Annotated in this window: 21 protein-coding genes; 4 read left to right on the plus strand and 17 right to left on the minus strand. The window is 42.7% G+C overall.

Annotated elements, in window-relative coordinates; genetic code table 11:
• Positions 1 to 158: 158 nt before the first annotated feature.
• Both L6I86_RS02740 and L6I86_RS02745 read right to left on the minus strand, forming a co-directional pair.
• A complete protein-coding gene (locus L6I86_RS02740; RefSeq protein ID WP_236284399.1) occupies positions 159 to 1637 on the minus strand; it encodes an Lsa family ABC-F type ribosomal protection protein in 1479 nt (492 codons plus the stop codon).
• Positions 1638 to 1740: 103 nt separating this feature from the next.
• The gene (locus L6I86_RS02745) at positions 1741 to 2385 is read right to left on the minus strand and encodes a peroxiredoxin-like family protein (protein WP_236284400.1); all 645 of its coding nucleotides are present in this window, start codon (positions 2383 to 2385) and stop codon (positions 1741 to 1743) included.
• 186 nt (positions 2386 to 2571) lie between these two features.
• Here L6I86_RS02745 and L6I86_RS02750 point away from each other — a divergent pair, with 186 nt between their 5' ends.
• Together L6I86_RS02750 and L6I86_RS02755 are read left to right on the plus strand one after the other, a co-directional pair.
• Entirely contained in the window at positions 2572 to 3594 is a 1023-nt protein-coding gene (locus L6I86_RS02750; RefSeq protein WP_236284401.1) for an ATP-binding cassette domain-containing protein, read from the plus strand.
• Positions 3591 to 4403 (plus strand): ABC transporter permease, encoded by an 813-nt coding sequence (locus L6I86_RS02755; RefSeq protein WP_236284402.1) that lies wholly within the window; start codon positions 3591 to 3593, stop codon positions 4401 to 4403. The genes L6I86_RS02750 and L6I86_RS02755 overlap by 4 nt, the downstream gene beginning before the upstream one ends.
• Positions 4404 to 4502: 99 nt before the next feature.
• On the opposite strand, the gene L6I86_RS02760 is transcribed toward L6I86_RS02755, so the two are convergent.
• Together L6I86_RS02760 and L6I86_RS02765 are read right to left on the minus strand one after the other, a co-directional pair.
• Entirely contained in the window at positions 4503 to 5462 is a 960-nt protein-coding gene (locus L6I86_RS02760; RefSeq protein ID WP_338113362.1) for an NAD(P)-dependent alcohol dehydrogenase, read from the minus strand.
• A gap of 53 nt (positions 5463 to 5515) precedes the next feature.
• On the minus strand, positions 5516 to 6814 hold the full coding sequence (locus L6I86_RS02765) for a DUF4309 domain-containing protein (protein ID WP_236284404.1): 1299 nt from the start codon (positions 6812 to 6814) through the stop codon (positions 5516 to 5518).
• Between the two features lie 383 nt (positions 6815 to 7197).
• On the opposite strand from L6I86_RS02765, the gene L6I86_RS02770 reads away from it, so the two are divergent.
• Positions 7198 to 7602: a CBS domain-containing protein gene (locus L6I86_RS02770; RefSeq protein ID WP_056621611.1), complete on the plus strand. Its 405-nt coding sequence runs from the start codon at positions 7198 to 7200 to the stop codon at positions 7600 to 7602.
• 76 nt (positions 7603 to 7678) lie between these two features.
• Here L6I86_RS02770 and L6I86_RS02775 read toward each other — a convergent pair whose 3' ends face one another.
• The 7 genes from L6I86_RS02775 to L6I86_RS02805 all read right to left on the minus strand — a co-directional run bounded on the left by L6I86_RS02775 (position 7679) and on the right by L6I86_RS02805 (position 14406).
• Positions 7679 to 8803, minus strand: a complete 1125-nt coding sequence (locus L6I86_RS02775) for an HD-GYP domain-containing protein (RefSeq protein ID WP_236284405.1) — start codon at positions 8801 to 8803, stop codon at positions 7679 to 7681.
• Between the two features lie 138 nt (positions 8804 to 8941).
• The gene (locus L6I86_RS02780) at positions 8942 to 9445 is read right to left on the minus strand and encodes a hypothetical protein (RefSeq protein ID WP_236284406.1); all 504 of its coding nucleotides are present in this window, start codon (positions 9443 to 9445) and stop codon (positions 8942 to 8944) included.
• A gap of 177 nt (positions 9446 to 9622) precedes the next feature.
• Positions 9623 to 9814 (minus strand): YgaP family membrane protein, encoded by a 192-nt coding sequence (locus tag L6I86_RS02785; RefSeq protein ID WP_236284407.1) that lies wholly within the window; start codon positions 9812 to 9814, stop codon positions 9623 to 9625.
• Positions 9815 to 9969: 155 nt separating this feature from the next.
• Positions 9970 to 10647, minus strand: a complete 678-nt coding sequence (locus L6I86_RS02790; protein ID WP_236284408.1) for a Crp/Fnr family transcriptional regulator — start codon at positions 10645 to 10647, stop codon at positions 9970 to 9972.
• Between the two features lie 116 nt (positions 10648 to 10763).
• The gene (locus tag L6I86_RS02795; RefSeq protein ID WP_236284409.1) at positions 10764 to 11855 is read right to left on the minus strand and encodes a GerAB/ArcD/ProY family transporter; all 1092 of its coding nucleotides are present in this window, start codon (positions 11853 to 11855) and stop codon (positions 10764 to 10766) included.
• Positions 11852 to 13015, minus strand: a complete 1164-nt coding sequence (locus tag L6I86_RS02800) for a Ger(x)C family spore germination protein (protein WP_236284410.1) — start codon at positions 13013 to 13015, stop codon at positions 11852 to 11854. Before L6I86_RS02800 ends, L6I86_RS02795 begins: the two co-directional genes overlap by 4 nt.
• Positions 13012 to 14406, minus strand: a complete 1395-nt coding sequence (locus L6I86_RS02805; protein WP_236284411.1) for a spore germination protein — start codon at positions 14404 to 14406, stop codon at positions 13012 to 13014. The genes L6I86_RS02800 and L6I86_RS02805 overlap by 4 nt, the downstream gene beginning before the upstream one ends.
• A gap of 269 nt (positions 14407 to 14675) precedes the next feature.
• Between L6I86_RS02805 and L6I86_RS02810 the strand changes: the two genes are divergently transcribed.
• Positions 14676 to 15149, plus strand: coding sequence for a DUF2975 domain-containing protein (locus L6I86_RS02810; RefSeq protein WP_236284412.1), 474 nt, complete (start codon positions 14676 to 14678; stop codon positions 15147 to 15149).
• A gap of 149 nt (positions 15150 to 15298) precedes the next feature.
• Here L6I86_RS02810 and L6I86_RS02815 read toward each other — a convergent pair whose 3' ends face one another.
• From L6I86_RS02815 to L6I86_RS02840, 6 genes are all read right to left on the minus strand, one after another.
• Positions 15299 to 16537: an ankyrin repeat domain-containing protein gene (locus L6I86_RS02815; protein ID WP_236284413.1), complete on the minus strand. Its 1239-nt coding sequence runs from the start codon at positions 16535 to 16537 to the stop codon at positions 15299 to 15301.
• Positions 16538 to 16805: 268 nt separating this feature from the next.
• Entirely contained in the window at positions 16806 to 18098 is a 1293-nt protein-coding gene (locus tag L6I86_RS02820) for a neutral/alkaline non-lysosomal ceramidase N-terminal domain-containing protein (RefSeq protein WP_236284414.1), read from the minus strand.
• A 41-nt stretch (positions 18099 to 18139) separates the two neighbouring features.
• A complete protein-coding gene (locus L6I86_RS02825; RefSeq protein ID WP_236284415.1) occupies positions 18140 to 19357 on the minus strand; it encodes a DegT/DnrJ/EryC1/StrS family aminotransferase in 1218 nt (405 codons plus the stop codon).
• 9 nt (positions 19358 to 19366) lie between these two features.
• On the minus strand, positions 19367 to 21109 hold the full coding sequence (locus L6I86_RS02830; RefSeq protein ID WP_236284416.1) for a polysaccharide deacetylase family protein: 1743 nt from the start codon (positions 21107 to 21109) through the stop codon (positions 19367 to 19369).
• Positions 21110 to 21133: 24 nt separating this feature from the next.
• The gene (locus L6I86_RS02835) at positions 21134 to 22384 is read right to left on the minus strand and encodes a DegT/DnrJ/EryC1/StrS family aminotransferase (RefSeq protein ID WP_236284417.1); all 1251 of its coding nucleotides are present in this window, start codon (positions 22382 to 22384) and stop codon (positions 21134 to 21136) included.
• Positions 22385 to 22558: 174 nt separating this feature from the next.
• On the minus strand, positions 22559 to 24181 hold the full coding sequence (locus tag L6I86_RS02840; RefSeq protein WP_236284418.1) for a type 2 periplasmic-binding domain-containing protein: 1623 nt from the start codon (positions 24179 to 24181) through the stop codon (positions 22559 to 22561).
• Positions 24182 to 24255: the final 74 nt, after the last annotated feature.

Below are 24255 nucleotides of genomic sequence, written 5' to 3' on the forward strand. Positions count from 1 at the left end.
AACTCCATTAGAATTATTAAGTATACTTCTATTCTAAGTGTTTCTAAGTCGAAGTAAAGTTTCACGGGAAATCACAATAATTAATGACATTAATCATTCATTGCATTAAATACGAAAAAAGCCTGATTTCTCAGGCTCCTCCACATTCTTATATCTCCTTAAAGCTCAATAATCTTCGTCGCTACATTATCGCAAAATTCCCTGTCATGCTCTACAAATAGAAGAGTTGGTGCATGTTCAAGCAATAGTTCTTCGATCTGCATTCTTGAGATCACATCAATAAAGTTAAGCGGTTCATCCCAAATATGCAGATGTACTTTCTCGCTCAAACTTTTGGCGATCAGCACTTTCTTCTTCTGGCCGCCGCTAAAGGAAGATATATCTTTTTCAAATTGCACTCTAGCAAAATCCAGCTTCCTTAATATCGCCTTAAACAGGCTCTCATCAATTCCATTGTTCTTCGCGTAGTCGGTTAAATTACCATGTAAATGCGAGGTATCCTGGGAAACATAGGATATTTGAAGTTGGCTTCCCTTTCGGAAAGTTCCTGTATAGTCGATATGCTCACCACATAGCAGCTTGATTATACTTGATTTGCCAGAACCATTTTTACCTGAAAGCGCAATGCGTTCACCTTGTTCGATCGTAAAACTAACATCTTGGCATACTATTTTCTCGCCGTAATGTATCGAGACATGTTCAAGTGCAGCAAGCTGGTTTTTGTGGTAGGCAAGTTGGGTTATCTTGAGGTCTTCAGCACTTTCAATATTTTTGAGCAGCTTAGACCTTTCGTCGATGGCAGATTCTTGTCTTTGCTCAATGGATTTAGAACGTTTCATCATCTTCGCAGCCTTGTGACCAATATACCCCTTATCTACCTTGGAACCCGAATTTCTAGTGCCGTTCTTCGTTTTCTCGACTTCGTGAGACCAATTGCTCGTTCGTTTAGCCGCATCGGATAATCGTTTGATATCCTTCCTCAGCTTCTCATTCTCAGCGAGCTCATAGTGATCTTGCTTTTGTTTATTTTCCCACCAATCGGAGAAATTACCCTTTTGAATTTCGATATTGGTCTTATTAATGGATAGGATGTGGTCTACACAATGATCCAGAAATGATCTGTCGTGAGACACTAAGATATAGCCCTTCTTCGTATTAAGATACTCACTGACCAGCTTTCTTGCATTCATGTCGAGATGATTGGTGGGTTCATCAATTAACAAGAAGCTATTTTCCTTCAGAAATAAAGCAGCTAACAATACTTTCGTTTGCTCACCGTTTGACAATGACTCGAAGGGTCGATAAAGAACGTCCTCAGTAACCTTAAGTAAGGTGAGCTCGCGCATTAATTCCCAATGTTGATAATCTGGCAAAATCGTATTGATGATATCAAGCGTTTGTTCTTGTTTGTTGTTGACTTGAAAAGGGAAATATTCAAAGCTGACATTCGCAGAAATATGTCCGCTATATTCGTATTTACCTAGCAGCAAGCTGAGAAAAGTTGTCTTCCCTCTCCCGTTTCTTCCTGTAAAACCTAACTTCCAATCGGTATCGATTTGAAAATTAACGTCCTCGAATATATGATCATAGCTGCCATCATAGGCAAACGTTAGGTTTGAAACATTGATTAATGACATGTTGGGATCCTCCTATACCATGCGCAATGCATGAACTCATCATAGCATATTAGGATTTACCAATTCGAAGGAAAGGATAACTATAGATAAATTCTCCTGTCCTTTATAGCTTTTTCAATTGTGTGATGAGATCCTGTGGCTCCATTCGTGTCATGAAATCGGGGTTTGCATGAGTGAAACGGACTACCCTCTCCCTATCTAACAAATAAATACCCGGAATCGGCAATATCCAACGATCAGTCTTATTGAACGCTGTGAGATCTCTACCGAGGATATGTTTGAATGTATGTTGAAGATAGTCAGGCATTTCGAATAACAGGTGATAACGCTCAGCGACAAGTCCATGTGGATCGCTCAGCACCTGGAAAGTTAACTGTTCTTTCTCTTTCTGCGTTAACGAATTGTCAGGACTTTGCGGGGTAATCGCTAGCAACTGGGCACCATACTCATGAATCTTTGGCATAATTTCTTGATAAGCTCTTAACTGAATATTGCAATAAGGACACCAACTGCCGCGGTAAAAGGTGAGGATTACTGGACCTTTGATCAGCTCATCGTATAATGTTATTTGCTCGCCTAGCGGGTTGGTCAAAACAAAATTCGGAGCGATGTCTCCTACTTTTAATCCGTAAACACGCCCAGATTGCTGTTGCTCTGCTATGTGACGGAAAATTTGTGACTGTGCTTCAACAGGCACCCTAGCTATAAATCCCGACTTGGCTTGTTCCAATTGCTCTTTCATTGACATGCTGCATCTCTCCTTTTTTTGGTCAAAAAGATACCGATTGGTATCTTTAATTGTAGCATATAGCCAATTATTTACAAGTGAGCATGCAAAAAATGAGGCGGATTTTCCTTACATACATTTGTTTACATTCAGTTTAAAAATGTGCGATACAATCACGTCATCAATTGTTATTTAGGAGGTATTGCTTTGGATTCTTTGCAAAGAAAAGGATTAGCGCAACAAGGTGATTGGGCCGTTGAAGCGCATGGGCTTGTCAAAACTTTTGGAGAAAATCGCGCGGTAGATGGTGTCAATTTGAATGTGAAGGCAGGAACAATTTACGGTGTTCTAGGCCCGAATGGTGCTGGGAAAACGACGACAATCAATATGCTAGCAACCCTTCTCAGACCTGATGCAGGTTCAGCCAAAATCTTCGGCTACGATGTTGTGAAAGAGTCACAGATCGTTCGTCAATTGATCGGGGTGACTGGACAATACGCATCTGTCGATGAATCGTTAAGCGCAACTGAGAACTTAATAATCTTCTCCCGTCTTCTTGGGTTAAGCCGCAAAGAGGCGCGTCAAAAGTCAGACGAATTACTAGAAGAATTTGGACTAACTGAAGCTGCGAAACGGCCATTGAAAAATTTCTCGGGCGGTATGAGACGCCGATTAGATCTTGCCGCGAGTCTTATTGCACAGCCTCCACTCATCTTCTTAGACGAACCTACGACGGGGTTAGACCCTCGGACACGTTCTCAGATGTGGGATACAATCCGTCGACTGGTCGACACAGGATCAACAATATTGCTTACAACACAATACCTGGAAGAGGCTGACCAACTCGCAGACCGAATCGCCGTCATCGATCGTGGGCGCGTCGTCGCTGAGGGAACTGTAGATGAGCTTAAAGCTTCTGTCGGTACCTCCTCCTTGCAGCTTAGCGTCCAAAATCCGTTAGATATAGAACAAGCTCGCAGAACCGTTGAGCAAGTGCTGAATGCAGCTTCAACAGTTGTTGCTGGTAAGATCTCCGCTCCGATGGCGAATGCAGATCGTGTGACTGACCTTCTTATCTCCCTGCGCGAAGCAGGCATTCACTTGGCTGAGATGAGTGTACAGAAGCCAACATTGGATGAAGTATTTTTAACGATTACAGGTCATGGCGTACAAGAGAACGATACAGAGACGTCTACGCCAACAAGTAACAAGCAGGAGGCAAGAGTATGAGTGCATCGATTAAACCCGTTTCCGAACGCCATCTGAGAAACCACACAAGCTTTCGTCAGTCCGTACGCAATTCCCTTACAATGGCTTATCGCGGTCTCCTGAAGATTCGACGTACACCAGAGCAATTGTTCGATGTTACACTTCAACCGATCATCTTCACCCTGATGTTTACTTATATTTTCGGCGGAGCCATATCAGGTGATGTCGTAAGTTACTTACCCGTTATTATTCCAGGTATTCTGGTTCAGACCGTAATAACAACCTCCATCGTGACTGGCGTCCAATTACGAGAGGATATGGATAAAGGCGTCTTCGACCGGTTCAAATCGCTGCCAATTGCGCGTATAGCACCACTTGCAGGGGCCTTATTGGCCGATACCATTCGGTATACCATTGCAACCGTACTAACGTTCTCCATGGGATTCATCATGGGATACCGACCTGAAGGCGGCTTGGCCAATGTCGCAATAGCCGCGTTGCTTGTCATTTTCTGCTCATGGGCGATCAGCTGGATCTTTGCTTTCTTCGGCGTTATTGCTCGCACAGCATCCAGTGTTCAAGGGATCTCGATGCTCGTCCTGTTCCCTCTTACGTTCCTTTCTAATGCGTTCGTTCCGGTTGATACCATGCCGAACTGGCTTCAATGGTTTGTTAAAATCAATCCCATCTCACACCTCGTCTCTGCCGTTCGTCAGCTTGCGAATCAAGGTACGGTAGGTTGGGATCTCACCATTTCACTCTTCGGGGCTATCGTCATTGTGGCTATATTTGCACCCATTACGGTTATTGCTTATATGCGCCGTACGTAACATTCCAACATAAAGAGGCTGTTCTCAAGTAGGGTATCTACTGAGATCAGCCTTTTTCTCATGAATCATAGGATTATTGCAAGCTAAACAATTGTCTATTCATTGTACACGAATCATAACTTTCCCGGTGTGCTGCCCTTCTCCAAAGTATCTTAAAGCTTCTGCAACATCACCTAATGGATATTGACGATCAATCACAGGTACTAGTTTGCCGGTCTCCCAGAGCGCCATCAATTCATTTTGATCTGTATGATTTGGTTTATGCATTAAAAGTCCCATTTTCTTCGTTCCTATCCATGAAATCAGGGATCCAAGGAACATCATTTGAAAAATCCGAGGCATGGTGCCTCCCACCATCACATAACGTCCATCCGAGCTTAAGGCACGTTTACAGTCGAATATCGACCGATTACCCACAACATCAAGAATAACGTCATACTTTTTCCCACTTATGGTGTAATCCTCTTTCCTATAATCCATCACATAATCTGCACCAAGTGCTTGAAGTTTTGGCAGTTTCGTGACACTGTCGACTGCAGTCACTTCTGCTCCAAATAATTTGGCTAATTGTATCGCAAATGTCCCCACACCGCCACCCGCACCATTGATTAATACCTTATTGCCATTCCGTATAAGTCCTTTGACCTGTAAACCCTGCAAGGCGAGGACAGCTGCTTGGGGTATAGCCGCGGCATCTTCAAAGGTGATCGTAGCTGGTTTCAGCGACAATGCCTTTTCTGAAGCACACACATACTCCGCAAATCCGCCCCAACTACAGCCGGAAATATCTCCGAATACGTGATCTCCTGGAACAAACTGCTTTACTTCTTTGCCCACCGCTTCGACACGCCCCGCAATATCTGCTCCAAGTATCGTGTATTTGGGCTTTAGAACGCCTCCGATTCGCACTAAGAACGGAGTGCCTCGCAGCAGATCCCAGTCCCATGAATTGATGGATGCCGCATGTACGTTAATTAATACTTCGTGATCTTTTGGCTGTGGTTTTTCCACTTCTGTATAAATTAGTTCATTCGGACTACCGTATTTCGTGTAGATCACTGCCTTCAAGGATGCACCTCCTCACGGTTCTAACTCTTTTCTATTCAGTTCAGCTACTCTTTCTTTTTTAACATCACGGATTCAATTTGCCCAGTTGGGGTTGAAGCATTAACATACAATTCATAATCACCTGCTTGGTACAATAAGCTCCAAACGCCATCTACGCCATTCACTTCACTTTTTGGGTTTCCTAGTGTCTTCTTAATTTGGGCCAACGTGTAAGGCACCGAAGCTCCTAGAATACGTATGGCACCGATCTTGTGGTCTGGCGGCCAAAAGCTTAATTGATAATTATACCATCGTTGGAATTCGACTTGCCTAGAACCGACTTCATGAGGCTTCCCCCATTTTGCGACTACTTCAGCCTCAGGGGCACCGATGCCATATTCGACTCCGCGAATTTTACCCATTGCAGCTAGTTCCATGAATTTCTGATCCAACACAATACTGTCCTTCAAATGTGAGATCGTTCCCTCATCGCCAGGCACAGGCTCCTTACCCTCCAAAAGCGGGAAATTGGAATAGGTATTCTGAAAGATAACGTCCCTTATACCTGGTCCTTTTAATTCCAACAACAAATAATCATTGATCAGATCCATATTACTATTCGCGGCATATTGATACGACTGGTAAGAAATATACACTTCACCGGCCGAATTCATGACTTCCTCCAACTCCACCGAATCAGAAAAAGACGAGGATGACTTGATCAATGCATATGTGCGATCTCCGAATGTGCGAAATTCTTTTCTCCACTCTGGCTGTTTCAATAAGGATTGTGCCCACTCCTTTACATCGCCAGGCGCTTCCGTTAGGGGGATTGAGGTATAGACCTCATTAATTTGATTCTCTTGTGGCATATAATCCATAAAACCACTAACAATCCAAATCCCATCATGAGAATAATCTTTTTTCATATAAACCATGTATGCATGTTGATCGTCAGTCGTTATGAGCAATGAACGGGGATTTACGGAGTCACTGATCGTTTGAAATGACGCGACTTCTTGGTTTAGTCTTGATTGGACGAACTTCTGCAGAACCTTGCTGTACACCTTGTTTTCGGGATTTGCCTGAAGCTCCTTTAGCTGATTCTCCGTATATTCGAATCCTTCTGTGCTATCATGAACTCTTGATAATATGCGCAATAAGGTATCCCTATCCTTTAAATTCGCACTTATTTGTGCAACATTTGGCGTAGGTTTACTCTCTTCTTTAGGAGTGGGGGTCGGTTCCAGACTTATCTCTGTATCAGGCTTTGTCGTGGAACTAGCTATTGAATAACCACACCCTAAACCTACGATCAACACACTGATAAGGATCACTACATATTTTGGGGTCATCGGATTCATTTCTCACTCCTCATGGTTACATTCATTCTACGGGGTTGTGATTAGTCACCATTTTCTCAATTCATCCCCTAGCTCATTCCTATTCAATTAGACGTGTGCAGCTTTAGAATGTTCTGTGTGAATTGGATTTTTTGGAAATTAATTCTATTTAGTTAGCTTCCTTTTTAATGTCATTTACTATTTATTTCGAATTCAATTGTCGCTGGGTAGCCCCTTCCCATTTTTCATAAAATTTGACTCAAATCGAAGATCATCAATGTTACAAAATATCAAATATTCTCATATTTCCATTTATTACACTCGTCAATTGTTCACTCTTTTGGTCGGATTTATGTTTTAATTAAATAGTGAAACTAATTCGGGATGAAAAGGAGCGAAACAAAGTGGAAATTAAATCGTTTTTACTACCTAAAGACAAAGTATCTTACCTGACGACGTCGGCTTCGATGAAAGAAGCGATGGAGCGGCTGGAAGCTTGCCATTATACAGCGATTCCAATTATCGATGAGGAAGGGAAATATGTGGGCACTTTATCCGAAGGAGATTTATTATGGAAACTGAAGTGCACGCCCGGCCTGTCCTTCGTTAACATGGATGAAGTATCTGTCACCAACATTCGAAAACGAATTTATAACGAGTGCGTCGCCATCGATGCGCATATGGAAGATATGTTAGCACTAGCTGCTGACCAGAACTTTGTTCCCGTTGTAGATAAGGATCGCGTTTTCTTAGGTATCATTCGACGCAAGGACATTATTGAATACTATACGAGAAATATTACGGATTAATCGGTTATACCAAAAAGCAGAGGTAGGATTAGGGACGTATCCCTTTCCTATCCTCTGCTTTTTCATATATCCGCAGTCATTTATCCCGAGAGTATATGGCACGCTCACTACAATTATCGATCATTACATGAAGTGCAAGCGATAAATCAATTTCATAATGTGTTTTCAACTTTTCTCCACGCTCATTTTTAAGGACCCTGACCACAGGTCTAGATGGTATGAAGGAATTTTGTCGACATACGACGCCAATTTCTCCTGTGCTTAACTTCACACCTTGTCCTACCGGGAATATGGCCACCTTATTTCGAAATTGGGTTACTTTTTTAATATCATATAAACTTCCGGCATTCGCATAAAGAATTTCCAAAGCATAGTGAGGTGCAATAGAATTCCGATAAGCCCTTGGATGGGTCATGGCATCATACGAATCGAGCATGCCAATCCACCGAGCATACTCATGTATCTCCGCCCCCTTGAGATGGTTAGGATAACCGCTCCCATCAATCCGCTCGTGATGCTGTAACGCACAGATGGCACTCAGCAAAGGAATCCCTATATCCTGCTTGAGCATGTTAAATCCTAATTCTGTATGTCGCTGAATTTCTATATACTCGCTCGCAGACAGTTTTGAACTACTTAATAATAACTTGGAAGGAATCTGGATGTTCCCTACATCATGGAGCAATGCTCCTAATCCTAATTCAATTAACTCTTTGTGTGAGTACCCCTGAAGCATGCCAAGTTTAGTCGCATAGACACAGACATTGATCGCATTCTGGCAGAAGTGCTGTTCCAACGTAGTTGCTGGAGCCATATTTAATGTGGTGATGGAGACGAGATCTTTTCTCCCTTTATTCATATCATCAAGCACTCTTGAAATACCCTCGAATAGTAGCCGCGATATTTCTGCGGCGTTTGTCATTCCTCCCAATGTTGAGGTTGCGCTGAATTTTGTATAAATTTTAGACAACGCCATCCGCAGCAAAGCGCGGGTATCCTCATGAATCGAATCTTCAATGGGGATATCTTCCGTTTCCCTATCTTCGATATACAAGAAATCAAGTCCCATTTGGACTAATTTTTTTATCATAAATTGTGTAAGTTCAACGCGATGTCCAAGCATGACTCGTCCATGTTCGGACATAACGGCTTTACCAATCCGCATACCCGGTTGGCATAGGGCCGTAGGAACTATAATCATGAATATTACCTCCGCCAAAAGATACATATTTATCTGTATTCTTTTTTAGTATACGGAGTCAATCATAAATAAACTGTCGAACACTGCAAGTTTTGAAAAAAATATTCTCAAAGTCCTATCCATTTTAAAACTTTATTTCTAACTTCTTTTCCGCTTCCCCCAAGGCTTAAATACCGATAGTAGATACATCGCGATTAATGAGAGTAACTGAAGTCCTATGCCTATAAATAACCATAGCATGTTGGAAACGTATGCACCTTGGTTTGCACTCTGTCCTCCAACTTCAGTTAACATGGATATTCCTTTCAACGTCCAAATGTACATACCTATGGGACCTACGATAACCGCGACAACTGTAAGCACTTCTTTGGCGATGATCCAATAGTATTTTACCAAACCCCAGTGAGTCCCCAGCGATAATAGCACTCCTGTCACGATGGTTCCGATTACTGATGCTCGTACAGAAGTTCCGGCTAATACGTGCATGGCTTTGTAACACGAGAGTATTAACCCCGAATCATTTGTGCTCGCGACTGTAATGCTCAGAATGAGAAACGTCACACTTGTCCCTAACATGATGGCTGCGAATAAGATATGTAAGCTCAGCATCCATTTTTTCTTGGTCATCGAAAAGTTTTTCATTCTGTTAGTATCTCCCTTGATATCTTCTTACCTCTAAGATAATCAATTGAAGTTAACTCCTTCTAAAACAATTCTTAAATATTCATAAACTGATCCACGTAATTTCAACTATATCATCATAAAACAAGAAAGGGGCAGCTCTAGGCCACCCCACTCTTTATATTGTTCAAACCATATTTACCTAAGCCTGCATGTATTACGACCCAATAATTTATTGATACCACATTTCTGTGCCAAACCTGTTATTAAAAATGGCAAGGCAAACAGTCCGACTAATTTCCAATACCCTGGAAGCAGGAAGAACAAAGATAATAATGCGATTCCTAAAATAATGCGGATGGCGCGGTCTGTACCTCCAACGTTTTTCATCATATATCTCTCCTTTTTTTGATCTAAGCTGTTGTTATTTCTTTCTTACAAGTACGATGATATCAGGGTTACTGAAATCGAACCGTAACTTTGTCACATAGTAAACATTCAATGAAAAAACCACCCAATGGGTGGTTTGGTTTATCAATAAAATTTCAATTGAATTCAATATATCGTTGAAGAGCCCCTCGATTTGTAATCGTAATCTTTCCGCGCTTAAGTTTAATAATTTCTTCCTTCTCAAGCCCTTTCAACGTTCTGCTGATCACTTCTCTAGCTGTGCCGAGCTCAACTGATAAGCTGTCATGGGTGATATATAAAGTATCGGTGTTCCCGTTTTTTTCTGTCATGTGAATCAAGAATTCTGAAATTCGTCCCCGAATGGATTTAAAGTTGACGCTGTCCAACAAATTGGACATAACAACAATCCGTTGGGCGAATGATTTAAAGATGAATTGTCGGAAATTCCGATAGCGATCTACCCATTCGCGAAATATCACCGAAGGAATGATGAGCACCGAACCAGCTGTTTCCACGCAGGCGGTAGCTTCATATTCACTCTCACCTAAAATACTTGAGGTCATCAATGGACAACATTCACCGCTCTGAATCCTGTACATCGTGATTTCCCGACCGCTCGTGCTTATTTTATACATTCTGACTGTACCATCCAAAATCAACACGACGTGCTCCAGAAAATGTCCTTCTTCAATGATATAATTAGGTACCATTTCAATGACCTTTATGCCATCCTGATTCCAATCCTGTTCGGAGATGTCTGTCAAACTAGGAAATATTGTAATGATTCGTGCTAGATGTTCAGCGAGAATCAACGGATTCAGCTCCTTAGAAAATGCTTTTTCCGTAACATCTTAGCACAAAAGCTAATGGAAATCTGTGATAAAGTCACAGACGCATTCCGAGTTGTCTTTGTTATCAATTGCAGCAGTCACGCCTCTTGCACATGTTTTCCTCTAATAAAACTAACAAGAAGAAGAACTAATGGAATACCGACGATGAAAATCGGGAAAATATACGCAGTCCAGACTAGGTTGGCATAATCCAATATCCCAAAAATGTTTGCAGGTATTAAGGAAATAGCGAAAATGACGGGTGCAGTTATTGCGATCATTCCCCGCCATTTCTTGACCCCAAATAATTGTGCTGTTCCATAACTATTGATGAACAAGTACATAGATAACTTTACTAATACGCAAAAAATCCAGATGAACACGATCCAGACATCCATATTTTGTACAAAATCTAAATAATTAATAAATCGTACCATAGCAAAATAGGGAAAGTACATGCTAGATCCGATATGTATGCCGAATGTTGAAATAACCATCATCGTCGCAATAATGGCTAGCAAGGATGGAATGCATATTGACAATAGAATCGGTTTAAGCAGCTTTTCCGGCTTGGCGATGAATGGCGTTAACATCATGATCATCATGGATTCACCAAGAAAGGAAGCATTTACCAATGATCCCTTTACTATTGGTATGACACCTGAATCAGCGTAAATCGGAAGAATGAGCGCTAGATGTAAATTGGGTATATTTAATGCAAAAGTAATCAAAATGCCAATAAGAATTAAAGGACCAGCCAATTCACTGAACCGCGCAATGGCTTCAACGCTGCCAGCAATGGTTATGTAAATCATTGCCGCCATCATTAAAGCCGAGATACTCCAGACCGGTGTATCGTGAAAAAGAATTTGCTTAATAAACAATGAGAATATTCGTAAAATATCGGCAGATACAGAATACCATACCAGAATATACAACAGACCAATTAACTTTCCAACCCACTTTCCGAAAAGCTTTTGAGCAAACTCTACCAGCGTTTGGGAAGCATGTCGCTGACTCACTCGAACTAAAACAAACGTTACGACCAGACCAATCAAACCCGCTACTGCAAGTGAGATCCAAGCGTCTTGTTTCGCGATTTCAATCGTTGGTGATATGGTTAACCAGATCGACATCGAGATTTCTAATGTTGTAAACATCCAAAATAACTGCCATGTTGAAATTTTCATTCTTTCCCTCCTTTCCTAATGATTCGCTTGCGGATATCTCCCGTACTCTGAATATTCAACTTGACATCAACGGTTACTTCAATGGTCGGGAATATGTCATCCCACCGATCTCGTATTTCTTTCCATTGATACGGATGTTCTCTATGAAATTCTTCGCCGATTCCGAAAACGTCCTGTCCAAACTGAGACTGAATATTCTTTATTGTTTCTTCTACTCTCTTTGCTTTAATTGTGTTTAATTTTTTTTCTACGTGTATGCGTTCAGCAGATTCAGAAAGATCAATATCCGTGTTATTTTCAAGCACTCTTCCTGTTCCCATTAGTTTTATATAAGCCTTTAGTTTATTACCATCATATCTAGTTCGGATGGTTTGTTTTAAATTAGATTCATATAAAGCTATGCTTCCTTCCTCTAACTCTTCCGTCACGAATTGATTTTTCAATACACCTTTCACCCAAAATAATTCTAGAGATTCTCTACCACTCACTTCTCCAACCATTTCCAAATTTTTATTGAATATGGCAACTGATCTGACATTAAATACTTTGTCTTTCTCTTGCTTATTCATTGGTGAAATCTCAACCATTGGCATAGCAGGGCGAATACCATCCCGCCGCGCATCAATTAAGACATCTCGTAAAGCAGTGTCTCCTAATCGACAATAACGGTCTTGATCAACAGCCACAATCGCTGAAAATTGATTGAACGGAGAGTTAATATTCAATACTTCCTTTCCTTCAGCGTTATTCACAACAAAAATATCTGTCCGCAGACGCGTATCCGTATTTCTTGTGAATTGATCCATGATATCGATTAGCCCTTGGCGCGCTAGCTTTTCTCCGATAAATATGGATCTACGATGCCCTAGGAAAACTTTACGGGGTAGCTTGTCTTGAATTTGTTGCGTCAAATCTACCATTGATAATCCCGTAACCGTTAATACAATGTTTGCTCTTTCACTCTTTCCCCCACCGCCTCGGATACTCCTGAAATCAGCGGGAACCGCGATTTGGGCGCTTTTTTGAAGTTTACCGTTTTCCGCTATATCTAAGGCTGTTCCAATCCAGAATGCATAATCGTTAATTTCATTTCTGTCCCAGCATCCAGAGAGGATCAGTACCAGTATCAAACAAATGATGGAATTCCGTTTTTTTTTCATTGTTTTCGTATTGCTGATACGTACCGTTTATTCATTCGTACAAGCGTATCCTTCCAGAAATTTGGCCCGATTGGCGCTAACGGTGATAAATACGGTAATCCGAACGATTTGAGTGTCACAAGATGAATCATGATAAATATAATGCCAATTGCAATACCATACAGGCCGAGGACTCCGCCTAAGATTAGCAGCGGAAACCGCAGCATACGAAAAGGTAATGCAAGACTATAGCTAGGAAAAGCGAACGAGGCAATCCCAGTACCTGCCACAATCATTACGATGGGAGCAGAGATAAATCCGGCTTGGACAGCAGCTTCCCCAATAACCAGTGCACCTACGATACTTACTGCTGACCCGATGGCTTTAGGTAATCGAAGACCGGCTTCTCTTAAACCTTCGAACATAAGTTCCATCAATAAAGTTTCAATTACCGATGGAAACGGAATTCCTTCTCTAGCCGCTGAAATGCTAAGCATCAGCGCAAGTGGAATCATCTGTGGATGGAACGTCGTTAGCGCAACATAGATGGACGGAACTAGACAAGACATAATGGCTAGTAGGAAACGTAAAAGCCTAACTGATGAAACATATAAAAAGCGTTCATAATGGTCTTCTGCTGCTTGAAAGCCTGCCCAGAATGTCATTGGTAACAGTAGTGCATTCGGGGATCCGTCGACAATAATGGCCACTCTACCTGATAATAAGCTGGCGGATACACTATCTGGACGTTCTGAATTTTGAATTTGCGGAAAGAGAGAAAATGACTTATCCTCAATAAATTCCTCAATATAACCTGAATCCAGTAGTTGATCTGTTTTGAAAGATTGAAGTCTTGCCCTAACTTCTTCAAGCAACTCTGGCTTGACTATATCTTCAATGTACGCTACGACAAAAGATGTATTGGTCATCTCTCCTGCTTGATGATATTCAAATTTAAGTTTCGAATTGCTTATTTTTCTTCGAATCATACTTAAATTCGTCTTCAAATCTTCGGTGAATCCTTCACGCGGGCCGCGAATAGATGCCTCATTTGAAGGTTCATTGATCGCACGTTGTTTAAATGCAGTAATATCTGCCAAGTAGGCAAATGGCTCACCGTCTAAAAAGATGGCCGTACATCCTTTGAGGACTTTTGCTACGATTTCCGAGAAGTTTATAGCGATTTCATACTGTGTCAGTCGACCAACATCTCGACTTATCATACATGCTGTAATAATCTGTTCTAATTTGCTAGAATCCGTTAATGCTTCAATATAAACAAGTAAAATGTTGGCGTGATCAGATAAGTTTAGCGGTCTAAATACAACATCTGCGCAGTTATGGAAAACGTCTTGCATCGCATTATGATTGATTTGAAGGCACTCGCTCACACTAACAGGAATACTTGGCATCTCTTCGTCTCCCCCTTTCCATAAATTTCATTGCATATTATGTGCGATTAGGTATTGCCTTATTCGACTAAGAACGAGTAGAAGCACTGCGCGCGACTGTGCTTCCTAGGAAGCGTATTTCTTAGTAATGAGAAATGTTTTTTCTTTGTAAAAAACAAAATAATATTTCAATAACAACAATAATATAATATTAAACAATACAAATTTATTGTAAAACGATAATTCATATGTTAAAATCATGTTGTCATTAAATAAGTGAGGTGTATGATATGAATGTTAAACGTGGTTCAACTACTTTCTTAAAGGTAATTATTTTTCTGGCAGGAATTGCAGTGCTTGCTATGTGCATCTGGTTACCTCAAATAGCCGTTAAAGATGCAAGGGTACATCCAGATACGGCTTACTTCGTGATCCCCTTTTTAGTATGTACATACGGATTCTGTATTGCTTTTTCTGTTGCGTTGTATCAAGCATATAAACTATTAACCTACATCGAGAAGAACAATGCTTTCTCTGAACTATCCTTTAAATCTTTGAAGATTATAAAGAAATGTGCTTTTACAGTTATTATTCTCATTTTGATAGCAATAGTAAGCTTAAGGGTGCTAGCTATAGTTACAGTAAGTGATGATGCAGCGGGTCCTACCTCATTATGTTTAATGGGTATTTTAGCAACAAGTATCTTCGCAGCCATTGTGGACACACTTCAAAAACCTTTAAAAAATGCCCTTGATATTAAGTGAAAAAATGAATGATTAACGGATTGTAAGACTTTAACATAGCCAAAGAAAAAAGCAGCCGTCGGCTGCTTTTTATATAGCAATGAAATTTGAAGTCGATATACAATATTGACATATTCAGCGTTGAAAATTAACTTATCTATCTTCAATCCTTATTCTAAAAGCTTTACGATTTCATCCCTTATTTTTTCGTCTACAATATTCTTAGCTTTTTCAAGTGGTGTAACGCCATTCTTGTCTTTCGCCTGTGGATTCGCTCCATTATTCAACAACAATCGGATTACCTCACTGTTTCCTTCCATGGAATATTGATTGAATTCTACCGCATAAGAGAGCACTGTATTGCCCTTATCGTCGGTTGCATTGACATCAGCATGGGCATTAATCAACATTTCGACCATCGTGTACACACCTTGAATAGAGTCATGGCCATAGGAATTAACCGCCCTCATGAGAGGAGTCAGCCCTGACCAATTACTTTTTGCTATCTGATTGGGATCTGCACCGTGCTCGAGCAGCAACTGAACAATTTGGCGAGATTGTGGCATACTCATACTTACAGCGGCTAACAGCGGCGTTTCGCCATTTGAGTTCGTAGCGTTCACATCGGCTTTATACGCTATAAGATTCTTTACAATTTGGACGCTCTCATCGTTCAATCCAGAATTGGCAAAAGGGTGAAGCGCCGAAAGCAGTGCTCCTCCGCCCAAATTCGGATCAGCTCCCATCGCTAGCATCTTGTTCACCAAACCAAGTTGTTTTTTACTCGATACCTGCATTAGCGGGGTCATTCCATTTGCAAGTACGTTCACCTTAGGTCCAGCATCCAGAAAACTTCCCACTAGATCAATGGATCGTTCTGCAGCATAATGCAACGGGGTGTAACCATTGGACTCATCGACGATATTAAGATTAACTTGCTTTTGAATCAATAGTTCAACCAAATTAATAACCTGCGGTTTGCCTTGATACATATGAGCCATTTTAAAAATCTGTATAAAGACGGAGTTGAGTTCAGTTGGAGCTATAGCATCGATTTGACTATTAGTTTCGTCCATTTCCCCATTTTCTGTCGATTTCAATAATTGGAGGGCAGTCATCTCTATACGCGATTGTAACTGCTCCGTTGGTGTGCCGTACTTTATGGATATTTGCTTGTCAGCCTCATTGAACTCTATTTGAGCTCTCATACTTTCAGCTACGAAACGGATAGGCACATAGGCATGTCCATTATAGTTCAAAACAGTATACTCACTATCCAATTGTTTAGTAACCCCATTAAAAAGAAACTCCACCTGGTACTTCACTGCTTGAATAGCATCTGAAGCATATACAGCAGTAGAAAAAGTAATACCGGCACCCAAAACCATTCCAAGCACTATTTTTTTCAATGAATATTTCTCCCTTTTTCATAAAGTAACATCCGACTTGGATACTAAGCGGTTTCCAATCACCACAAGCACCCTCTTACACGATTCCACTCCTATAAAGTTCTTCAAATAATTCCCAGATCCTTTCTTTACTTTATTAGCAAAAAGAGACCCACAGCAAGGAGCCGAGGGTCTAAAGACTTATTTCAAGAAATTGAAAACAACGATAGTCATGAACGAGAACATAATGTCCATAACAGTCGTTGTTTTGATTTTTGACACCTATTTTTTAGCTTATAAAGTTTAATAATACTTCTTTCACCGTAGACTCAACAGTGCTAGCAAAGCTCGAAGGCATCGCAAAGTACAAGGTGGATTCATGTGTCTCATAACCACCTTCTATTAACTGTTGCGCGGTTGGGATGTAACCAAACATACCATTTGTGTAACCGATCGGCAGCACGTTTCCTTTCGATATCTGCTTGATATACAGCCCGTAATCGACAACTACTTCGGCATTCATGCCGAGAAGCGAGAGTTCTTCTCCAAGCTTCAGTTCTGTCAGCTCTAGAGGAATACTAGGCGACAGACATTCCAATCGCGCTAGCATGAGACTACTCCACTCACCAAGAACACCTGACGACTGAGCTGTTATCTCCAGCTGACTACGCTCTGGCAGTGATTTTAGCGGTAGCTCAACCCGTGTCGTACGCCATTGCAGATCGCAAGGTGTTAACTGCTGCATCGGTTTATTTAACGTTTCTATTACGCACTTTGCAAAATCTTTACCGACTTGCATAACCACATCATTATTTCCCCGAATAACCTGCTCTCCATCACCTGGATTTATGTCACCGCAAGTGCCCTGCAGGAAGGCAGCCACTGTACCTTCTCCTACGAATTGCTCTACAGCTTCCATAGCGACGCCAATATATTCAGATGAAACGAAATTATCTCGCGTTATGACAGGGTGGCAAGCATAATGAACAAACAGTCCCTTTGTAGTCCCATCTTCTTTGTGAAAACGAATGACATTCAGTTCATGATCTACTGGCCCAGTTTCCGGAGGCGATTTCACAACGCCGCGTCGATTTATCCCTAGCGGAGAATATCCGCTGCCTTTCTCAATTTGAACAGGATCCGCTTGCAACAACGCTGCTTCAATGCCATCGATAACAAGACTTTCCAACGAAGCTATATAATTCTCATCTATGACACCTAAGTAAGAGGTGAACAAGCTGCTCGTTTGCGGACCAGAATGCGTGTGAGTACCGTGTAAAAGAATGGCTTTTTCTGCAATACCAAAGCGTTCATGAATACGCCGCTTAAGCGTTGGTACGCGATCACTCCCCCACCAAAGTAAATCTGCTGAGATGAGCACGGCATCGCACTTATCGTATTCTCCATCCTTATCACCCGTCACAAACACAAATATGCGGGCAAACAAGCGATGCGACACACCTTCGAATCCGTCAAGTTCACTGCGAACTGCAAATCCAGCAAGCGGTACTGAAAACTCAGGTGTAATATCGACCTTACTAACGCCAAGTCGAATAGTCGAGATCTTCCCTTCTAACTCCATATGCACCATTCCCCTAATCACATGATTAGTGAACCCAATGATTAATACGATTCAATTACCTTGCGAATAGCTGCAGCAATGTCATGCATGGCTTGCTCATCAGCGAGTAGGACATTTTGAGAAAGCCATACTACTTCCTTGTCACTTAGCCGTTCACTTACTGGGCAGTTATATGACCTGTCTTCACCCGTCAATGCTCGTGTGGCGTTCACAATCGCCTCGTTTCGGTTAAGTGGTACATACCCAAAACTAATTGGAATACCTTCGGCGTTAACTTTGCGAATGAAGTCGGTCTTGTCGATCAGCTCAGTGACCGCAGTATCCAGCTTGAACATGTAAAGATGATTCGCATGCCGTGTGACGCGTGGATCGGACTTCACCACAGTGATGCCATCCATTTGTCCAAGCAACTCCGTGAGCAGCTTTGTATTGGATTCTCTGAGGAGCATCTGCTCTTCCAAACGGCTCATTTGGGCAAGCGCGATTGCCGCTTGCAGCTCCGTCATGCGATAATTTTGTCCAATGCGATCATGCTGGTACCAAGCGCCTGATCGCGAGCGACCGACATTGCATAGCGACCAAGCGATTTCCGCCAACTCCGGATTATTGGTGAGGATAATGCCCCCTTCACCGCTATTCAGGTTTTTACTGGATTGTAAGCTGAACGTCCCGAAATCACCGATCGCCCCTACACGTCGACCTTCCCAGCTTGCCCCAACAGCTTGCGCCGCATCTTCAATTACGCGAAGTTTATGCACAGCAGCTACCTCGTTAATACGGGTCATGTTCGCTGGAGCCCCAGCTAAATGAACGGGAATAATAGCCTTCGTTCGCGATGTAATAGCGCTAGCTACCTGATCTGGATCGAGAAGTAGTGTATCTTCTTCAATATCAACGAACACTGGAATAGCTCCGAAAGCTAGCGCAGCTGCCGCCGTTGCAATAAATGTATATGGCGGTACGATGACCTCATCACCAGGTTTAACCCCTGCAGCTTGCAACGCGACCGTAATGGCAACGGTTCCATTTACGACACTAATCGCATGAGCCGCATCGTGCAGATCCGCGAAGCGGCGCTCCATCTCTGGAAGCTTTGCGGTATATTCAGGCGAATGTACAGTGCCCGTACCGCCCCATTTGCCCGAACGAATAACGTCAAGAATGAGTTGTTCTTCCAATTGCCCGAAAATTGGCCAAGCCGGAAATCCCTCTTTCCGAACAGGAACCCCACCTTCTACAGCAAGTGTTAACTTCTCCACGTTCTCACCTCACCCAATTCTAACTTTTGATTCTACTTTCGTATGCAAGACAACTTTGCGGCATGGTATTCCAAACTGCTTTTCATGTCCCTCTTCAGGTTTAAAATCCTCTGTTGGCGCCATCGGCACCCATATGACAAGCCCTTCTATGGCTTCGTTTGCCTCCAAATGAATGCTTCCGTTGTCTTCGCATCCCAAGATACGAACGGCTCTTCTTAAACGCGTCCAATCTTGAATTTCCTTGGACTTCCAGAATGTGAAGCCCATCTCTCTTGCTTGTGCGACGAGCATCCGAATAGCATTCCGAACTTCTTCCCTCGTACAAATGTGTATCTGATGGAAAAGAAAATGTGCAACACCATTCACTTCTCGCACTTGCTGCAGAAATGGCTCAATCACCTTGTTGTCTGCGAGATGACCTAAATCCAGATCCTGCGTCAAGAATCCGATCTCTAAGATGGGATACAGACGATTCTGTTCGTCAAATAACGCAATTGGAAAATAAGGAAGACAGGTGCCGAATATGAAACCGACATTCCCCTTTTTACTCGGACCTCTGGTTTGGTCACTTGAAATTTCATTCTTCTCCAGCCATTGAAATAACTCCCCCCACCCCTCCACACGGGTGTAATGGTTTTTGTTCGTCGTTACTTGTTCCAAGCTCGTTGCCTGCTTCAACCAGCTAACCTGACGGTCAAACTCCGATTCGTCCCAGAAACCATTGTCTTTCTCTAATGCGTTGTAGTGGAAGGCGAGCTCGTGTCCAGCCTGCTTCACTTGTTCATAGATATGAGTGCTATAACCGGGCTCAATCATGCACCAAGTTGTTTGTATTTGGCATTCCGCTAGCAGTTCTAATGTCGCTACAGCATGTTCATCCTGATTCGAATCACTGTCATGGGACATGGTCACGATTTGACTGATCCCATCTGGCCAATAACCAGTGAATGGCAACGTCAACCCCTTAGCAATCGCGCATTCCAGCACATGTCTGACTAAAGCTTCTCTCCAATAATCTGCGTAGGGCCACGGAAAATAGGGAACGCCAGTATCGGTTTCTACTCGGTCGAATTGCCAATCCAAGGCTATTCGGTCATCTGCTTTTAAAATATCCTCATTGACGTTCGCGCTGCCATCTGCAGCTGGAACCCCGTCATCCAGCACAGGTCCGGTACCTTGCTGCATGTGAACAACAGTTAACGGAATATTGACTGTCCAGCGATGAATGCTTCCCTGTCCGACATCAAAGGATTGAAGTACAGGACCCAATTCCGGAGCATCTGGACGTCCTTGTTTAATCGTACCAACAAGTCGGCATGCAACGGGGACTTCATCTCCCGTATTAGATTCACCAGCTTCTATCCAGGGGTTGGCGGACAAGAATCTCAGCGATTTCGGTTGCCCCGAGCGAGTTGGCTCTATCTCTGCATAGCCGACGCCTATGTCTCCTGTCTGGATGTATCCAAGGCGGAGAGCCAATGCGTTGATACCCGCGTACGAAATAAGGGTGCCGCCTTGCTCCACATATGACCACAAGATGGAAGACTTCACTCCGCTCTCTTGGGAACAAGCCACGATGAGGATATCGTACTCTTGCAGGCTCATCGCATCTAACTTAGCAACAGTTGTATATGAAATGCCAACATGCTGCAATATTTCTTCTACATATTTCTCAAATACGTTAAGTCCATATTTCCATTTGCGTGCAGCTGCTTCATGTTCAACGAGCACACCGACTTTGGCCATCTTCATTTTAATTCCTCCATCCGCTGTCGCCTACACGACTTCCGATCCTGACCCACTGTAATGAGCGGCCACCTTGCGTATGCCGGCAATCATATCTTCAATATCCTGTTCGCTATAGAACTCGTTAATTGGCACCCGGATGGCATGCTTCAGAATATGTTCAGCCGCTGGGCATAGGCCTTCGGCGTACGCGATATCTGAGAGGTCAAATGGGAAATGACTGCCTGTATACGCTTCCCGTTTCTGAAACATAGGCTGCATATACACTGGTTGTGGAATGTATCCAGCTGAGCAGTCGATCCCTTCGGCTTGAAGCGCCTCTGCGAAATCATCCCTCGAACACGAGAGTACGCTAGGTTCTATCGTAAACATATAAAACCAATACGTGCACCGCCCGTCACTCGTCACTTCATGTGGAATGATTCCCGGAATGTCTTTGATACCAGATGTTAAACGATCACCGTAATGGCTGCGCTTATCACAGATCCAAATTAATTTCGACAGTTGGGCAATGCCAACAGCACCCTGAAGCTCTGTCATCCGGTAATTCGGAGCGAGTAAACGCATCTCGCGTTGTACCAGATTGCCGAAGCGACCGTAATTTTTATCTGCAAACGCATGCGTCCGTTGATTATCTTCCTCTGATTGTGAGTTAACAGTAACTATACCGCCATCTCCTGTTGAAATATGCTTATAATCATTGGTACTAAAGCACCCATAATCGCCTAACGTTCCAACCAAGCGACCTTTGTAATAGGTCAAATAACTTTGCGCGCAGTCTTCAATGACAATCAATCCATGCTCACGAGCAAGCTCCATGATGGGATCCATATCTGCTGGATTGCCGGCCAAATGGACGACGATGATTGCTTTGGTCTTCGGTGTTATACGTGCTCGAATCGTTTCAGCCGTCATGTTGTACGTATGTGGATCCAGGTCCGCAAATACAGGAATCGCATTTTGATACAAAATGCCAATAATAGAGCCCGCATCCGTGATCGGACTTGTAATGACTTCGTCCCCAACACTGATGCCAGCAGAACCAATCGCAACATGAAGTGCCCCAGTGCCCGATGAAGTTGCAACACTGTAGGTTACACCATATAACGCATTAAATCGTTCCAGAAACTGCTTCACTTTGCGGCCGGAATGATAAAATAGTGTATTTTGCTCAAGCGCTTCAACAAGCTCTTTGACCTCTTCCTCTCCAAATCGCCTGCCGGTACCGTAAGGTGTTGTTTTGATTTTGGATCCACCGAGAATGGCTAACTGTTCATTCATCATGCCAAACCCTCTCTCGTGTTGATATAGGGATTAACCTTAACTAGTATAAATCAATAGGAATAATCAGAAATAGATTCACAGCACGCCCCCGTGCTTTCATTATGAATACACGGGAGTCGTGCGAAATGCCTACAACTGTTCAAAGTTTTATTGACTTACTGAGCTTCTCGTCTATGGATTCTCTGACTTAAAGACAACTGGTGTTTTAAACACTTGCGAAATTGTTTTCGCATAATTATCGAAAATCTCTTTGCCATGGTAAGTGGTCATCAGTTCTTTCCGATATTTCGGCCAGTTGCTAGCATCCTTCTCTTCAAAGAGGATCTTCACCATATAGGCACGCATTTGTGTACGGAATGCGCCGATATCAAAGCCTGGAGGTGGAGCTACGTTTGTGCCGAGCACGGGATACTTATAAGATTTCAGTTTCTCAACAATGGCTCGGTCATGGTCGGTTTCACGAGGATCGATAATCGTCAGACCAATCGGGCTCGGATCTTGCACACCATAAGCAAAGATCGAGCTATACACATCGAAGAAATTGCCATTAGCTTGATTATCTTTGGTTATCGCATCCGGAATTAAAGTAATGGTGTTACCGCTTTTCGTATAGTTGGTGCCCTCTTTCCCAAAGTGAGAAAGCAAATAACCTTCTGGTCCAGCTAACCAATCCATGATTTCAATGCTTTTTTTAATTTTCTCTGGAGGTGTTTTGGCACCGAACAAGAACGGAACACCCGGTAATGCAGCATAGTTAACAGCATCCGGCATAATGTGGAAAGGAACGAAGTCCGCGGTTTTGATGCCGCTGATATCAATTGTCTTCTTCTTCACGCTCGTAGCAACGTTATCAAAGGCCGCCGTGCGCAGCAAGCTTTGGAAAATCCCTGCTTTCCCAGCTTCTACTTTCTCAAGCTCTTGCCCTGGTTTAGCTAAAAACCAGTCAGGATCTACGATTTTCTGAGCCAAGACGGCACGAATATCATCGAGCACTTTCCCCGCCCGAATATCGGATTGCGGATCAACGTATTCACCGTGGGCTTGATCGTACCAGAGATCAATCCCTAGTCCATTTTTATACCACTCTGGAAATTGTTTCGATACACCAATACCATTCCCGAATGTGGTGAAACCGTAGGTGTCATTTTTTCCATTGCCGTCTGGGTCGCCAAACGTAAATGCTTTCATGACATTAATCATTTCGTCATAATTCGTCGGCACCTTCAGGCCAAGCTTATCCAGCCAGTCTTTGCGCACATAATACGATTGATAAAGCTGCTTTTCATAAGGGACAGGAGCACGCATGAAGACTTCTTGGACCTGGTAGCGTTGGATGATTTCTGGGGTTACCCACTTGTAGTAGTTGGGCATTGTTTGCGGGTTCACGTAGGGGGTCAGATCGGCGACTGCTTTGTCAATAATAAATTGATTTGTTTGCGCGCCGTCGGCTTGGAACATATCAGGGGTTGCACCAGATGAAATTTTCAAATTAATTTTAGTCTTATGATCTTCACCAGGGACGCCGTATTCCATGTTCAGTTTAACGTTGAACTTCTGCTCAATGGCTTGGCGAATGTAGTCCTTATCTGGAGCAGGCAATGACACATCGTTGGTCGGTACAAAAGTTAACCAGTTCAGCGTCATGGGTGGAGCTTTCGTAGCTGCCGCTGTATCAGGCGCAGATGAGGTTGTCGTAGATGCGGATGGTGTAGACGTAGCGTCATCTTTCGAACAAGCACTTAATACAACCAAGCTGGCAATTACGCCGAATGCTACCTGTTTACGCAATTTCATGCAAACGACCTCCCATTTGTACTCGAATTCATTATCAAGTCTACTCTGGTTGCTGGTATGACTGAAACGAAGCA

Source organism: Paenibacillus allorhizoplanae (assembly GCF_927798215.1).
Lineage (GTDB): Bacteria > Bacillota > Bacilli > Paenibacillales > NBRC-103111 > Paenibacillus_E > Paenibacillus_E allorhizoplanae.

Excerpts from the sequence above, each read along its gene's own strand:
- L6I86_RS02755 (WP_236284402.1), top strand. The coding sequence starts at position 3,591 with ATGAGTGCATCGATTAAACCCGTTTCCGAACGCCATCTGAGAAACCAC.
- L6I86_RS02830 (WP_236284416.1), bottom strand. The coding sequence starts at position 21,109 with ATGAAGATGGCCAAAGTCGGTGTGCTCGTTGAACATGAAGCAGCTGCA.
- L6I86_RS02805 (WP_236284411.1), bottom strand. The coding sequence starts at position 14,406 with ATGCCAAGTATTCCTGTTAGTGTGAGCGAGTGCCTTCAAATCAATCAT.
- L6I86_RS02740 (WP_236284399.1), bottom strand. The coding sequence starts at position 1,637 with ATGTCATTAATCAATGTTTCAAACCTAACGTTTGCCTATGATGGCAGC.
- L6I86_RS02795 (WP_236284409.1), bottom strand. The coding sequence starts at position 11,855 with ATGAAAATTTCAACATGGCAGTTATTTTGGATGTTTACAACATTAGAA.
- L6I86_RS02775 (WP_236284405.1), bottom strand. The coding sequence starts at position 8,803 with ATGATTATAGTTCCTACGGCCCTATGCCAACCGGGTATGCGGATTGGT.
- L6I86_RS02785 (WP_236284407.1), bottom strand. The coding sequence starts at position 9,814 with ATGAAAAACGTTGGAGGTACAGACCGCGCCATCCGCATTATTTTAGGA.
- L6I86_RS02765 (WP_236284404.1), bottom strand. The coding sequence starts at position 6,814 with ATGAATCCGATGACCCCAAAATATGTAGTGATCCTTATCAGTGTGTTG.
- L6I86_RS02840 (WP_236284418.1), bottom strand. The coding sequence starts at position 24,181 with ATGAAATTGCGTAAACAGGTAGCATTCGGCGTAATTGCCAGCTTGGTT.
- L6I86_RS02780 (WP_236284406.1), bottom strand. The coding sequence starts at position 9,445 with ATGAAAAACTTTTCGATGACCAAGAAAAAATGGATGCTGAGCTTACAT.
- L6I86_RS02820 (WP_236284414.1), bottom strand. The coding sequence starts at position 18,098 with ATGGAGTTAGAAGGGAAGATCTCGACTATTCGACTTGGCGTTAGTAAG.
- L6I86_RS02800 (WP_236284410.1), bottom strand. The coding sequence starts at position 13,015 with ATGAAAAAAAAACGGAATTCCATCATTTGTTTGATACTGGTACTGATC.
- L6I86_RS02745 (WP_236284400.1), bottom strand. The coding sequence starts at position 2,385 with ATGTCAATGAAAGAGCAATTGGAACAAGCCAAGTCGGGATTTATAGCT.
- L6I86_RS02835 (WP_236284417.1), bottom strand. The coding sequence starts at position 22,384 with ATGAATGAACAGTTAGCCATTCTCGGTGGATCCAAAATCAAAACAACA.
- L6I86_RS02810 (WP_236284412.1), top strand. The coding sequence starts at position 14,676 with ATGAATGTTAAACGTGGTTCAACTACTTTCTTAAAGGTAATTATTTTT.